This is a genomic window from Thermalbibacter longus, from assembly GCF_023806485.1.
In the GTDB taxonomy this organism is placed as follows: Bacteria; Chloroflexota; Chloroflexia; order Thermomicrobiales; family Thermomicrobiaceae; genus Thermalbibacter; species Thermalbibacter longus.
Genome location: NZ_JAMSLR010000005.1, coordinates 179,712 through 191,781 on the forward strand (window position 1 = coordinate 179,712; position 12,070 = coordinate 191,781).

14 protein-coding genes are annotated in these 12,070 nt (G+C 69.7%); 9 read left to right on the plus strand and 5 right to left on the minus strand.

What is annotated here, in order from left to right; translation table 11 throughout:
• Window positions 1-21: 21 nt before the first annotated feature.
• The 5 genes from NET02_RS09360 (at window position 22) to menD (ending at window position 5,306) form a co-directional block, all read left to right on the plus strand.
• Window positions 22-444, plus strand: coding sequence for a hypothetical protein (locus tag NET02_RS09360; RefSeq protein WP_284057136.1), 423 nt, complete (start codon window positions 22-24; stop codon window positions 442-444).
• 289 nt (window positions 445-733) lie between these two features.
• On the plus strand, window positions 734-1,267 hold the full coding sequence (locus NET02_RS09365) for an NUDIX domain-containing protein (RefSeq protein ID WP_284057137.1): 534 nt from the start codon (window positions 734-736) through the stop codon (window positions 1,265-1,267).
• Between the two features lie 168 nt (window positions 1,268-1,435).
• Entirely contained in the window at window positions 1,436-2,047 is a 612-nt protein-coding gene (locus NET02_RS09370) for a TetR/AcrR family transcriptional regulator (protein WP_284057138.1), read from the plus strand.
• On the plus strand, window positions 2,044-3,510 hold the full coding sequence (locus tag NET02_RS09375) for an isochorismate synthase (RefSeq protein ID WP_284057139.1): 1,467 nt from the start codon (window positions 2,044-2,046) through the stop codon (window positions 3,508-3,510). The genes NET02_RS09370 and NET02_RS09375 overlap by 4 nt, the downstream gene beginning before the upstream one ends.
• A 2-nt stretch (window positions 3,511-3,512) precedes the next feature.
• The gene (gene menD, locus NET02_RS09380) at window positions 3,513-5,306 is read left to right on the plus strand and encodes a 2-succinyl-5-enolpyruvyl-6-hydroxy-3-cyclohexene-1-carboxylic-acid synthase (RefSeq protein WP_284057140.1); all 1,794 of its coding nucleotides are present in this window, start codon (window positions 3,513-3,515) and stop codon (window positions 5,304-5,306) included.
• A 108-nt stretch (window positions 5,307-5,414) separates the two neighbouring features.
• Here menD and NET02_RS09385 read toward each other — a convergent pair whose 3' ends face one another.
• Window positions 5,415-5,654, minus strand: coding sequence for a type II toxin-antitoxin system HicB family antitoxin (locus NET02_RS09385; protein ID WP_284057141.1), 240 nt, complete (start codon window positions 5,652-5,654; stop codon window positions 5,415-5,417).
• Between the two features lie 210 nt (window positions 5,655-5,864).
• Between NET02_RS09385 and menH the strand changes: the two genes are divergently transcribed.
• Window positions 5,865-6,686 carry a 2-succinyl-6-hydroxy-2,4-cyclohexadiene-1-carboxylate synthase gene (menH, locus tag NET02_RS09390; protein ID WP_284057142.1) on the plus strand — a complete coding sequence of 274 codons (822 nt, stop codon included), beginning with the start codon at window positions 5,865-5,867 and terminating at the stop codon, window positions 6,684-6,686.
• 14 nt (window positions 6,687-6,700) lie between these two features.
• On the opposite strand, the gene NET02_RS09395 is transcribed toward menH, so the two are convergent.
• Entirely contained in the window at window positions 6,701-7,012 is a 312-nt protein-coding gene (locus NET02_RS09395) for a nucleotidyltransferase family protein (RefSeq protein ID WP_284057143.1), read from the minus strand.
• 143 nt (window positions 7,013-7,155) lie between these two features.
• Here NET02_RS09395 and NET02_RS09400 point away from each other — a divergent pair, with 143 nt between their 5' ends.
• The 3 genes from NET02_RS09400 (at window position 7,156) to NET02_RS09410 (ending at window position 9,261) form a co-directional block, all read left to right on the plus strand.
• Window positions 7,156-7,605 (plus strand): acyl-CoA thioesterase, encoded by a 450-nt coding sequence (locus NET02_RS09400; RefSeq protein ID WP_284057144.1) that lies wholly within the window; start codon window positions 7,156-7,158, stop codon window positions 7,603-7,605.
• 75 nt (window positions 7,606-7,680) lie between these two features.
• The gene (locus tag NET02_RS09405) at window positions 7,681-7,908 is read left to right on the plus strand and encodes an acyl-CoA carboxylase biotin carboxyl carrier protein subunit (protein ID WP_284057145.1); all 228 of its coding nucleotides are present in this window, start codon (window positions 7,681-7,683) and stop codon (window positions 7,906-7,908) included.
• Between the two features lie 9 nt (window positions 7,909-7,917).
• Complete coding sequence (locus NET02_RS09410; protein WP_284057146.1) at window positions 7,918-9,261, plus strand: acetyl-CoA carboxylase biotin carboxylase subunit; 1,344 nt, start codon at window positions 7,918-7,920, stop codon at window positions 9,259-9,261.
• A gap of 72 nt (window positions 9,262-9,333) precedes the next feature.
• On the opposite strand, the gene NET02_RS09415 is transcribed toward NET02_RS09410, so the two are convergent.
• From NET02_RS09415 to NET02_RS09425, 3 genes are read right to left on the minus strand one after another with little or no spacing between them, the layout of a single operon-like run.
• Window positions 9,334-10,164, minus strand: a complete 831-nt coding sequence (locus NET02_RS09415) for a DUF4232 domain-containing protein (RefSeq protein ID WP_284057147.1) — start codon at window positions 10,162-10,164, stop codon at window positions 9,334-9,336.
• Between the two features lie 33 nt (window positions 10,165-10,197).
• Window positions 10,198-11,496, minus strand: coding sequence for a hypothetical protein (locus NET02_RS09420; RefSeq protein ID WP_284057148.1), 1,299 nt, complete (start codon window positions 11,494-11,496; stop codon window positions 10,198-10,200).
• Complete coding sequence (locus NET02_RS09425) at window positions 11,496-12,065, minus strand: RNA polymerase sigma factor (protein ID WP_284057149.1); 570 nt, start codon at window positions 12,063-12,065, stop codon at window positions 11,496-11,498. The genes NET02_RS09420 and NET02_RS09425 overlap by 1 nt, the downstream gene beginning before the upstream one ends.
• Window positions 12,066-12,070 lie beyond the last annotated feature (5 nt).

Genomic DNA, 12,070 nt, shown 5'->3' on the forward strand with positions numbered 1-12,070 from the left:
TCGGATAGCGAAAGGTCTCGCGTGGCGGTCGGCGACGAGAAGCCGCTCCTGGATAACAGAGGAGTCGCCGGGGAGCCTGGAGAGCTCGCCGGCGACGATTTACGCTGGATGGTCGAACCTCCGCTCTACTGGATCGTGCGCCACCAGGGGGCCTCGCTCCCACCGATCCACGGGCTCAGCTACCTCGCCACCAACCGGTTCGCCGACTCTCCCTTCGACGAGACGCTGGTCGCGACGCCCGAGCAGCCGAGCCTGATCGAGTTGCTGCGCGAGGTGCCGGGTGTCTGCTCGGTCGAGCCGGGCTACTTGCGCTACTTCTTCCGCCCGCCGACGGTGATCGCGGTGCTGAACCGCTCGGCGATCAACTGGTTCGACAGCGTCGACGAGGCGCTGAGCTGGGATCCCTTCGAGGATCCGGATACGGTGCTTCCACCCTCGGCGTGAGCCGCGCATCGCCGCGCTCGCCCGCGCGGGCCTCCCGCGGGCCGGTGATCCCTCTGCCAGGCGCAAGCACGTCGCCAACCCCAGCAACTAGGGGGTTCCCCTGAGACGCGGCGACGGCAGGGGCGCGGCCTATCGAGCCTCGCATTGCCGGTGCCGGCATCACCTCCGGGCAGCGGGCTGTGCACTACAATGCAGCAGCGCCGGGACGTATGCCGGTAAGGCAAGCCCACTGCCGAGAGTGTCCCTCCGCCTCTGGAGGGGAGACCGGAGGAGATAGCGCGGTCGGGGTATGAGCGAGGCGGAGCGCCCGGACAGCCTGGCGGCCTACACGCTCGTTCTCCTCTTGCGGGGAGAGCGATGCTTGCTCCTGCGCCGGGCCGAGCACCGGGCGCGCTTCCCCGGCCAGTGGACGGGACTAGGCGGACGGGTCGAGCCGCATGAGCTGGAGCGCCTGCGAGCGGCGGCGCTGCGCGAGCTGGGCGAGGAGGCAGGGATCCAGGCAGAGCAGGTGCGCAACCTGGCACTGCGCCGGGTGCTGCTCCATGCCCGTCCAGGTGGGCCACTCACCCTCCTGCTCTACTTCACCGGCGAGCTTCCCGGAGAAGACGAGCTGGTACCGTTTCCGGCATCGTCGCCGGAGGGGGAACTGTGCTGGGTTCGCGCGGGCGAGCTGGAGCAGCTCGATCTGGTAGACAACGCCCGGCTCGTGCTGCCGCTCCTGCTCGAAGATGCCCGGCGTGACCCGGAGGGGCACGAGCCGGTCAAGCTCGGCGCCCTCCGCTACTCGCCCGAAGGCGCGATCGAAGCGATCACCTGGGCATAGAGGGCCGCGCGGGGCGCACCGATTCGCTGGGAGCCTGCCGGCGAAGAGTCGTCGACCCGGTCAGCCGAGCCGGAGCCAGTCTGTCCCTGGCCCGCTGGGCAGGGGCGTGGTATCCTCGAAATCCGACCGACGCGTCGGTCGGATTTCAACCGGAGGAGGCCTGGCCCGATGGTGCGTGAGCAGCTCCGCGCGATCGCTCGCCGCGAGCGCATCCTGGAAGCGGCGCTCGCCGTCTTCGCCCGGCGTGGGTACCGCGACGCCGCCATGGACGAGATCGCCGTCGAGGCGGAGACCTCCAAGGGCGGGCTCTACTTCCACTTTCCCAACAAGCAGTCCCTCTTCTTCACCTTGCTCGACCGGATGGCCGACCTCCTGATGAGCCGCGCCGAGCAGGCTGTCGCCGCCGAGCGCGACCCCGCGCGGCAGATCGATGCCGCGCTCGCGGTCGTGCTGCGCACGTTCTCGTCGCACCGCTCGCTGGCCCGTCTCTTCCTGGTCGACGCCCTCGGTGCCGGGCCGGAGGCGCACCTGAAGCTGATGGAGATCCACCGGCGCTTCGCTGATCTGATCGCCTGCCACCTGGAGGCGGCAATCGCGGCTGGGGCTCTCCCACCGCTCGATACCCGGCTAGCCAGCATGGCCTGGTTCGGGGCGATCAACGAGGTGGTGACCAACTGGGTGCTGGCTGGGGAACCCGAGCGACTGGAGGATGCCTACCCCCAACTCCGGGTCTTCCTGCGGCGGAGCGTCGGCCTGCCTGAGTCACCGGAGGATGCATGACGACCCGAGCGCGCACGCTCGATCTCGGGCTGGATGCCCGGCTGCACGCGCTGGCCCGCCAGGCGCAGCGGCAGGCGGACTCCAGCGGCCGCCCGGTCGTGGCCACCCTGGTCGAGCCGTCTCCAGTGCAGGACCCGATCGCCCGGTTCGTCCGCGCCCCAGTGGAGCTGACCCGTGCGCTCTGGTGGGGGGCGGACAGCCTGGCGCTGGTCGGCCTGGGCGAGGCGCTGGCTCTCGGCCCGGCTCCCTGCGCGGGAGGGGTCTACCAGGGGCACGGCCTGGATGTCTCGCCCGCAGAGATCGCGCGTGAGTGGCGCCGGCTGGCCGCTGGGGCGCTCGTCGATGCCCCCAGCGACAGCCCCGCGCTCGCCGGGCCGCTGCTGCTCGGCGGCTTCGCCTTCGACCCGCTGCGGCTGACCGAACCGGCCTGGCGGAGCTTCCCGGCCGCCCGGCTCGTGCTGCCGCGGCTCCTGCTGCTCGGTGAGGGCGACCGCTGGTGGCTGGCGAGCACGCTCGTGGCGTGGCCGGGGCGCGATCCGGCGGGTGAGCTCGAAGAGCTGCGGCGGCTGCGCGCGCTGCTGCTGCAGCCCGCCCCATCCGGCTGCATGCCAGCGACGAACGGTCGCGCGCTCCCGGTTGAGGTAGTCCGCCGCGAACTGTGCGGCCCGGAGCGCTGGCGGGCGATGGTGGAGCGAGCCATTACGGCGATCCGGCGCGGGGAGCTGGCGAAGGTCGTACTCGCGCGTGCTGTCGAGGTCTCGGGGCCGGAGCCGGTGAGCGTCGAGCGCGTGCTGCGCTGGCTCGCCGCTGGCTACCCCGGCTGCACGCTCTTCGCCTTCAGCTACGGCGACGCCGTCTTCCTCGGGGCCACGCCCGAGCGGCTAGTTCGCCTCCATGCGCGCCGGATCGAGACGATGGCGCTGGCCGGCTCGATCCGGCGCGGGACGACGCCGGAAGAGGATGCGGCGCTGGCCGGCGCGCTGCTGGCGAGCGAAAAGGACCGCCAGGAGCACGCCGTGGTGGTCGACGAGCTCCGGGCGGCGCTGGCTCCGGCGTGCCGCGCGCTCGAGATCCCAAGGGAGCCATCGCTCTTGAGCATGCGGAACGTTCACCACCTGGCCACGCCTGTGCGCGGCGAGCTAGCCGGCGACTCGACAGTGCTCGACCTGGTGGAGCGGCTGCACCCGACCCCAGCAGTCGGCGGCGTACCGCGCGCGGCGGCGCTGGCGTTCATCCGGTCACACGAGCCGGTCGACCGTGGTTGGTATGCCGGGCCAGTGGGCTGGGTCGACCGGAGCGGGGAGGGCGAGTTCGCAGTCGCGCTCCGCTCTGGGCTGATCCGCGGCCGGACGGCCCGCCTCTATGCCGGCTGCGGCATCCTGGCCGATTCCGACCCGGAGGCTGAGTACGCGGAGTCGGAATTGAAGTTGCAGCCGCTGCTGCGGGCGCTCGAGGGAGCGTAACGGTGGACTACCAGGCCGCTCTAGCGGCTTACGTCGGAGCCTTCGTCGACGAGCTGGCGCGCGCTGGGGTGCGCCACGCCTGCTTCGCTCCCGGCTCGCGCTCGACGCCGCTCGTTCTGGCGCTGGCTCGCGAGCCGCGCATCCGCCTCTGGGATCACCTCGACGAGCGCTCGACAGCCTTCTTTGCGCTGGGCCTGGCGAAGGCGCTGCGTGAGCCGGTGGCCGTTGTCTGCACCTCGGGGACGGCGGCGGCCAACTTCCTGCCGGCCGTGGTCGAGGCGCACTATAGCCGCGTACCGCTGCTCGTGCTGACCGCCGACCGCCCGCCAGAGCTGCGCGACATGGGCGCGCCCCAGGCGATCGATCAGCTCCGGCTGTACGGCTCGTATGCCAAGTGGTTCGTGGAGGTCGCTCTGCCGGAGGGAACGCCGCTCCTCCTGCGCTACGCCCGCGCGCTGGCGGCCCGCGCCGCGGCGACGGCGCGCGAGGAGCCGGCTGGGCCGGTTCATCTCAACTTCCCGTTCCGGGAGCCCTTGATCCCGCTGGCAGCCGAGCCGCCGGACGTCTCCGGGCCGGAAGCGCTGGCCTGGCTCGGCCGGCCGGACGGGGAGCCGTTCGCGCGCGTCCTGGCCGGGCCGAGGCAGCCGAGCGCGGCTCTGGTGCGCGACCTAGCCGAACTGCTCGCTGGGCTGCCCCGCGGGGTGATCGTCGCCGGGCCGCAGCCCGACGAGGCGCTGGCCCCAGCGCTGGCCCGGCTGGCGGCGACGCTCGGCTATCCCATCCTCGCCGATCCGCTCTCGCAGGTTCGCTGCGGGCCGCACGACCGCGACCTCGTCGTCGATGCCTACGACGCCTTCCTGCGCGACCCGGAGATCGCCGGCGCGCTCTCGCCGCAGGCCGTGCTGCGCTTCGGCGCGATCCCGACCTCGAAGCCGCTCCTGCTCTACCTGGAGCGGCACGCCGGAGCTCAGCAGATCGTCGTCGATCCGGCCGGCTGGCCCGATCCGTTGCATCTGGCAAGCCACGTCGTGCACGCCGACCCGGCGGCGCTGGCCGAGGCGCTGGCGACCCAGCTCGCCGGTATCGACTGCCGACCCGATCCGGGGTGGAGCGAGCTGTGGCGATCAATCGACATGCGGGCGCGGGCAACGATCCGCGAGGAGGTGGAGCGGATCCAGGAGCCGTTCGAGGGCCGAGTCTTCGCCGAGCTGGCCGCGCTGCTTCCCGACGGCGCGACGCTCTTCGCCGGGAACAGCATGCCGGTGCGCGACCTCGACACGTTCTTTCCCGGCAGCGGGCATCGCCTCCGCTTCCTGGCCAACCGGGGCGCGAACGGGATCGACGGTGTCGTCTCGACAGCCCTCGGCGCGGCAGCGGCGCTCCCGGCCCCGCTGATTCTGGTGATCGGTGACCTCTCGTTCTACCACGACATGAACGGGTTACTGGCCGCTCGCCGGCACGGACTGCGCGCGACGATCGTGCTGCTGAACAACGACGGCGGTGGGATCTTCTCGTTCCTGCCCCAGGCCGAGCACGGCGAGCAGTTCGAGCGGCTGTTCGGCACGCCGCACGGGCTCGACTTCCGCCACGCGGCGGCGCTCTACGGCCTCGCGTTCACTCGCGTCGAGAGCTGGCCGGCCTTCCGCGAGGCCGTGCGGGCGAGCCTCGCGGGCGACAGCGTCTCGGTGATCGAGGTGCCGACCGAGCGGGCGCGCAACGTGGAGCTACACCGTCGCATCTGGCCTGCCGTGGCGCAGGCGGTACGCGGCGCCGTTCTGCCGGCGATGCGCCGTTGAGTGCCGGAGCGGTGCCGTGCCTCCTCCCGTGACGCCTGGCCGGCTGGCGAGGTGGGGCTTGGAGGCTTCGAGCCACGCACGTCGTGCCCTCGGAATTACGAAGCGGGTTCAGCCCGCAGGGGTCGATGAATCATGCGCATCGATCGCCGGCAGCGGGAGCTGTTGTGCGAGACGAAGCATGACCCAGTCCTCCAGCACCTCGCGGAGGCGCTGCAGGCAGGCTTCCTCGGAGAGGCCATCGGCCCAGACGCCGGGAAGCTCGGGGATCTCGGCGTACCAGATCCCGTCACCGGGGAGGAATTCGCTCCGGGCACGATTGATCGCCGTGTCGATATCTGCTGTGAGCATAATGCCCCCGCGATCTCGCTCGGAACCGGCCTAGCCGATTCCAGGTGCCGAAGTGCCGTACTCATGCTACCCACTCAGGTGCCGGCTCGTCATCTCCAGATTGCGGGCCTCGGTGGGGAGTGGAGCTGCTATGGGGCCTCGGATGCCGGAGCGCGCTCCCGTGGGGACACCTATGATCAAGGGTAGTGCGGCGTACGAGAGGAGCGGATAATGATCGTCTCCGTGCGCGGGATCGAGATGCACGCGCTGGTGGCCGGCGCTGGGCCGGCACTGCTGCTCCTGCACGGCTTCACCGGGAGCGCCGAGACCTGGCGGCCGTTCTTTCCGGAACTCGCCGCGGGCTGGCGAGTCGTCGCCCCCGACCTCATCGGCCACGGGCGCACCGCCGCGCCGGACGACGCCGCGCGCTACCGGATGGACGAGTGCGTGGCCGACCTGCTGGCGCTGCTCGACCTACTCGGGGTGGAGGAGTTCGCCGTTCTCGGCTACTCGATGGGCGGGCGAGTGGCGCTGCACTTGGCCCTGGCGGTACCGGAGCGCGTGCGGGCGCTGGTCCTCGAGAGCGCCTCGCCCGGTATCACCGACCCGGCAGAGCGAGCAGAGCGCGCCCGCAGCGATGAGGCGCTAGCAGAGCTCATCGAGCGCGAGGGGATCGCCGCGTTCGTGGAGCGCTGGGAGGGCCAGTCGCTCTTCGCCAGCCAGCGGTCGCTGCCGGCCGAGGTGCGGGAGCGACTACGGGCCGAGCGGCTGGGACAGCGTCCGCGTGGACTGGCCAACAGCCTGCGGGGCATGGGCGCCGGGGCGATGGAGCCGGTCTGGGAGCGGCTTGGCGAGCTGCGCCTGCCGGCGCTGGTGCTGGCCGGCGAGCTGGACGCGAAGTACGTGGCCATCGCCCGCGCGATGGGGGAGCGCTTGCCCCAGGCGCGAGTGGCCATCGTGCCCGGAGCGGGCCACGCCGTGCACCTGGAGCGGCCGGCGCAGTTCCTCGAGCTCGTGACTGCCTTTCTGGCCTCCGACTGTGGACGAGGGTGAATGCGGATTCTTGATCATAGCGCGCGAGCCTCTATGGGAATGCGCCGGCGCAGGAGCCAGTACAGGTCGCTCTCCGTGACGACGTCCACCTTACATCCGAGGAGCTCCTCGAGGTCGGCGACCAGCGCCGCGTGATCGAGCAGCGTTCGTCCCGGCTCGAACTCGACCAGAAGATCGATGTCGCTCCCTTCCCCTGCATCCCTGCGTGCCGCGGCCCCGAACACGCGAACGTTGTGCGCACCGTGTTCAGCGGCGATGTGCAGGATTCCCGAAAAAGCCGCCGGAGTCGCGCGGGTATGGTCCCCGAGCTGCAGGCCGCGAGTCATCACCGTTGCCTGGCCATGCCCGCAGGGCTGGGTGCCCGGGAGACACATCGTTTGGTACGCTGGGGCAACGACGCGGGGTTGCCGCGCCTCGGGCCGCGCTGTAGCGGTAGGGCGAGACCCGGACGGGGGAGAGGAGAAGCGACGTGGGCGTACGCGAGGCAGTCGTTCCGTTCGAGGTGCTCTGGGGCGACGCCGATCCCTCAGGACTGATCTACTATCCCAGCGTCTTCCGCTACGTGGCGCAGGCGGAGTCAGCGCTCTACCGCCAGATCGGCTATACCGTCCGCGCTATGATCGCCGAGGGCTTCGCGAATCCTCGCGCCCACGTCGAGGCCGACTTCCGGAAACCGCTCTGGGTGCACGATACAGGCACCTGCCGGGTCTGGGTCGGTCGGGTCGGGAACTCATCGGTGCGCCTGGACTTCGCATTGACGAAGGACGGCGACGACGAGCCGGCGGTGACCGGTCACCTGGTCATGGTCTTCGTCGATCCCGAGGCGATGCGCCCGATCCCGGTGCCGGAGGTGCTCCGGCGAGCCTTCGGGGCCGATGAGGAGAAAGGAGACGATCGATCTCCGCTGGCGTCGTCTTGACATAGCGTGCCTCGCCGGGCTACCACAAGCGCGGTCGTGACAGTTGACTCCTATTAGGGAGGAACGGCGGGCGCTATGGAGATCACCTCCAGCATGAGCGGGATCGTGGCGCGCGTTCTGGTGGAGCCGGGAACGCCAGTGCAGGCGGGTGACACCGTCGTCGTCCTCGAGTCGATGAAGATGGAGATCGCCGTCGTCGCCGAGCAGGGGGGCGTTGTCAAAGAGATCCGCGTCCGCGAGGGCGACTTCGTCGAGGAGGGCGCGCCGCTCGTAGTGCTGGATGCCCACCGCGCGGAGTCCTAGGGCGGGGTCATGCCGTACTTTCGCAAGGTGCTCATCGCGAACCGGGGCGAGATCGCGCGGCGGGTGATCCGGACCTGCCGGCGGCTGGGCATCCGTACCGTTGCCGTCTACTCCGAGGCCGACCGCGCGCTGCCCTTCGCGCGCGAGGCCGACGAGGCCGTCCTGATCGGTCCGCCGCCGGCCGCGCAGAGCTACATGGCCATCGAGAAGATCCTCGACGCTGCCGAGGAGACCGGGGCCGAGGCGGTTCACCCCGGCTACGGCTTCCTGGCCGAAAACCCGCTCTTCGCCCGGCGCTGTGCCGAGCGCGGGCTGGTCTTCATCGGCCCGCGGCCCGAGGTGATCGAGGCGATGGGCAGCAAGCTCGCGTCGCGGCAGCTCATGCGGCGGGCGGGGGTGCCGGTGATCCCTGGGTGGGACGAGCCGCTCCCCACGCTAGCTGAGGCGCAGCGAGTGGCGGGCGCGCTCGGATTCCCGCTCCTGCTCAAGGCCAGCGCCGGGGGCGGTGGCATCGGAATGCACCTCGTGAGCTCGCCGGATGAGCTCGAGCGCGCCTTCGATTCGGCCCGAGAGCGTGCCCAGCGGTACTTCGGGGACGGCACGCTCTACTTCGAGCGGCTGGTGCCCGGGGCGCGACATATCGAGGTGCAGGTCGCGCGCGATAGCCACGGTGCGGGCGTCCACCTCTTCGAGCGCGAGTGCTCGATCCAGCGGCGCCACCAGAAGGTGATCGAGGAGACGCCCTCGCCCTTCCTCGACGCGGAGCGGCGCGCGGCTCTCTGCGAGGCCGCCCTGCGGGGCGCGGAGGCGATCGACTACACCAATGTCGGCACCATCGAGTTCGTCTTCGATCAGGCGGGCCAGTTCTACTTCCTCGAGATGAACACGCGCTTGCAGGTGGAGCACCCGATCACCGAGGAGACCACCGGGGTCGATCTGGTTGAGCTCCAGCTCCGCATCGCGGCCGGCCAGCCGCTCGGCCTGGCGCAGGAGGGGATCCGCCAGGAGGGCCACGCGATCGAGTGCCGCGTCTACGCCGAAGACCCGCAGACCTTCCTGCCCTCGCCGGGGACGATCACGCGGATGGAGCTGCCGGAGGGCGCGCGCTACGAGTTCGGGTACGAGGAGGGGAACGCGGTTACACCGTACTACGACCCGTTGATCGGCAAGGTGATCACTCGCGGCGCGACCCGCTCCGAGGCGATCGAGCGGATGATCGAGGCGCTGCGGGGGATGCGCATCGAGGGGATCAAGACCAACCTGCCGCTCCTGCTCGCGGTCTGCCAGGACGCGAGCTTCCAGTCCGGCCGGTACGACACCTCGTTCCTCTCGCGCCCACGCTCCGGGCAGTGAGCCGCTGCGGTACGCCCTCCCTCATACTCGCCATCTGCATACCGGCTGCCTGGTGAAGCCACGCCCGTGCGGTCATGAGGACAGGTCCAGCCCACTTGGCGGCGTCGCCTCGATCGGGAGGATGCGCAGCCCCGCCGGTTTCGGCCCGATGTGGGCACAGATCGTGAAGGCGGTCTGCCAGGACGGGTCGATCGCGACCGGGATCGGCTGAGTGTCGCCGGGCGGGACGATCGCGATGGCGGCCGGGTTAACCCCATCCCCGCAGATATTGGTCCAGATGACCCGGACGAAGGCGTGGCCGGCCGTGGCGGCCGAGCGCGGGGGCGTGAGAGGCGGGGTGCCGGGCGGCAGCACCACCGGGCTGGGCGGGGGCACCGTCTGGCCGAAGAGGGCCTGGGTGGTCTGCTGGGCAGGCATCTGGATCGGCTGGCCCTGGGCGTTGAGCAGGATGAGCTGGACGTAGCCCTGGAGCGTACACGGCTGGTCACCGGTGTTGCGCAGGGCAAAGACGCCGAGGGCGTTACCCGTGGCAGCAGTCACGCCGATGAAGGCGGCCTCGAGCTGCTGGGCGGTGCAGGGTGGGGGGAGAGTGGCAGCAGCCGGGGAGGGGGTGGGCGGCATGATCGCAGGGATGGGACTCGTCGGCGCTGCGACCGTGGCGGTCGGGGTGGGAAGCGCGATCCCGGGCATGGGCGTGGCGGCTGAGGTCGGGAGCGGGATGACTGCGGTGGGCGATGGTGGCGGCGAGGGGCTGGTGGGCGGCGCCGTGCGACAGGCGAGGGCGAGCAGGGCAGCGAGCGTCAACGTGGCCCATGTGGCATACCCGCGTCGCCGCCACCGTCGGCGGCTGGCTGACCCTGCTGGAAGCGATCGTGCCGCGAGTGTCAGCAGACGTATCGACATGCCCTCCTTCCTCAGGCTATCACTATGCGGTTCCTACTGCCCGATGGCCCCGCTCCAAGCAGCGAGCGCTTCCGCGATGGTTGATAGATCCGCGAGTGTCCACCCATTGGGTGGCGCGGTGAGGACGCTGAGGTCGTAGCGATAGCGCCCATCGTCCCACAGAGCCAGGCGTGGCCAGCTTTCCGCAGTGTCGCCACTGCTCCACTGTACATCGCCAGCGGTGGTTCTCAGCACCTGGACATCTGGCCCGGGTAAGTCGAGCGGCTGATTCGAGGAAGGCAACACGGTGATCTGCACGACGCGCGTTCCAGGGCCGACATAGATGGCTCGGACTGCTCCGTTCTCTTGATGCTGACTGCTTCGGGTGAACGTCCCGCTCGGCAACGAGAGCACGGGAGGGAGATCGAGCGTGGGCGACGGCGTCGCGGGCGCAAGGGTGAAGGAGGCATCGGGCACGGCGTCGGCGGCCATGACGTCCCAAACGACAAAGCGATATGCAAACAGGGGGTGTTGATTCTGATGGACGTCCAGCGCCGCTGCTTCCCAGCTTACGAGGCGCTGTTCCGATGGGACGAAGCGCACGGTCAGGATGAGCGCCTTCACTGCTTCTGCCTCGAGCTCGAGCTCTCGAGCCAGTGTTGCTCGATCCGTGGCAGAGGGAGATATCGTAATGGTGAGGATGTGCTGGTTACCGCTCTGGCGGATTTGGACGTTGTCCGGATCGCTGGCCAGCAGCACCTCTCGCAGCGAACCAGGTGTCGCCAGCGCTGTCGCAAGAGTTGGTGGCAGCCCAAGGGGTGTGCCACGCCCGTGGTCTACCTCCAACCCATCGTGAAGTGTCCAGGCGTCTCCTGACTGTACGTACTGCGCCAGCGACCGGCCGGACGAATCGGTTGCCGAGGCGGCGAGTTGGTGGAGACCATCCGCGAGCGTGCGTTCCCAAATCTCGACCGTCCAGCGTCGTGTCTGGCCGACGACCGGCTGCGTACTCTCTCCGGTAATCAAAAGATGACGCCCGGACCCAGGCGCGGGCGGGGCGAGGATATCAGCAGCCGCCTCAACCTCTGGATGTGTTGGGGAAGCAAGAAGCCACCAGAGCGAGAGCGCAACCGCAGCCGTCAGCACCAGCAGGGCGCCAGCGACAAGGCGCTGCCTTTCTCCAACGTTCTGGTAGCTCGCCTCTTGCTGCTCTAACCGCTCGATATGCTGCGCGAGCAGAGCCAAGTGGCGTCGGCGCTGAGATGGAGTCAGATCGCCGGTTCCCAGTGCGCGATCGAGCAGGCTCGTGAGCGTAGCATCGTCAATCGGTGAGGGGGAAGGGCGGAATGACATTACTCACCTCCTAGCTCTCGCTTCAGTCGATGCCGTGCTCGCGTCAACCGTACCCGGACAGCGGCTTCCGAGATTGCCAGGGCATCGGCGATTTCGCGCGTCGACAGCCCCGCGCCGTAGCGCAGGACAATCACTTCCTGGTCGTTGGGGGCAAGGTGGTGAAGGGCTTCCCGCAAGGCGAGAATATCCTCGGTCTCGGGGCCAGGGTTATCCACCGAAGCTTGCCCACTAACCCGGACGACGTGTCGAAGGAGCCGTTCGAGACGGCGCCTGAGTCGCCGGTGTTGCGCGAGCTTATGCCGGGCAATGCCGAAGAGCCAGCCCGCGAGACTACCGCGGCTGGGGTCAAACCGGTTCCACGCCTCCAAGGCCGCAAGCATTGTGCTGCTGACAAGATCCTCGGCTTCCTGAGGCGATCCGGTCTGGTGCAGCGCGTATCGATAGAGCGATGTCGCATAGCGCTCGTACAGGGCGCCGAAATTCCGGCGATCGAGATTAATCGCTCGAACCAGGGCCGCCTCTTCCTCCGTCGTCGCAATCTCCCCACATGCCGGAGCATCATGATCCACAGAGT

Bases quoted from the DNA above. Each gene is read 5' to 3' on its own strand.
- menH (WP_284057142.1), top strand. From the start codon at position 5,865: ATGATCGTCTCCGTGCGCGGGATCGAGATGCACGCGCTGGTGGCCGGC.
- NET02_RS09405 (WP_284057145.1), top strand. From the start codon at position 7,681: ATGGAGATCACCTCCAGCATGAGCGGGATCGTGGCGCGCGTTCTGGTG.
- NET02_RS09365 (WP_284057137.1), top strand. From the start codon at position 734: ATGAGCGAGGCGGAGCGCCCGGACAGCCTGGCGGCCTACACGCTCGTT.
- NET02_RS09410 (WP_284057146.1), top strand. From the start codon at position 7,918: ATGCCGTACTTTCGCAAGGTGCTCATCGCGAACCGGGGCGAGATCGCG.
- NET02_RS09395 (WP_284057143.1), bottom strand. From the start codon at position 7,012: ATGACTCGCGGCCTGCAGCTCGGGGACCATACCCGCGCGACTCCGGCG.
- NET02_RS09375 (WP_284057139.1), top strand. From the start codon at position 2,044: ATGACGACCCGAGCGCGCACGCTCGATCTCGGGCTGGATGCCCGGCTG.
- NET02_RS09370 (WP_284057138.1), top strand. From the start codon at position 1,436: ATGGTGCGTGAGCAGCTCCGCGCGATCGCTCGCCGCGAGCGCATCCTG.
- NET02_RS09385 (WP_284057141.1), bottom strand. From the start codon at position 5,654: ATGCTCACAGCAGATATCGACACGGCGATCAATCGTGCCCGGAGCGAA.
- NET02_RS09415 (WP_284057147.1), bottom strand. From the start codon at position 10,164: ATGTCGATACGTCTGCTGACACTCGCGGCACGATCGCTTCCAGCAGGG.
- NET02_RS09420 (WP_284057148.1), bottom strand. From the start codon at position 11,496: ATGTCATTCCGCCCTTCCCCCTCACCGATTGACGATGCTACGCTCACG.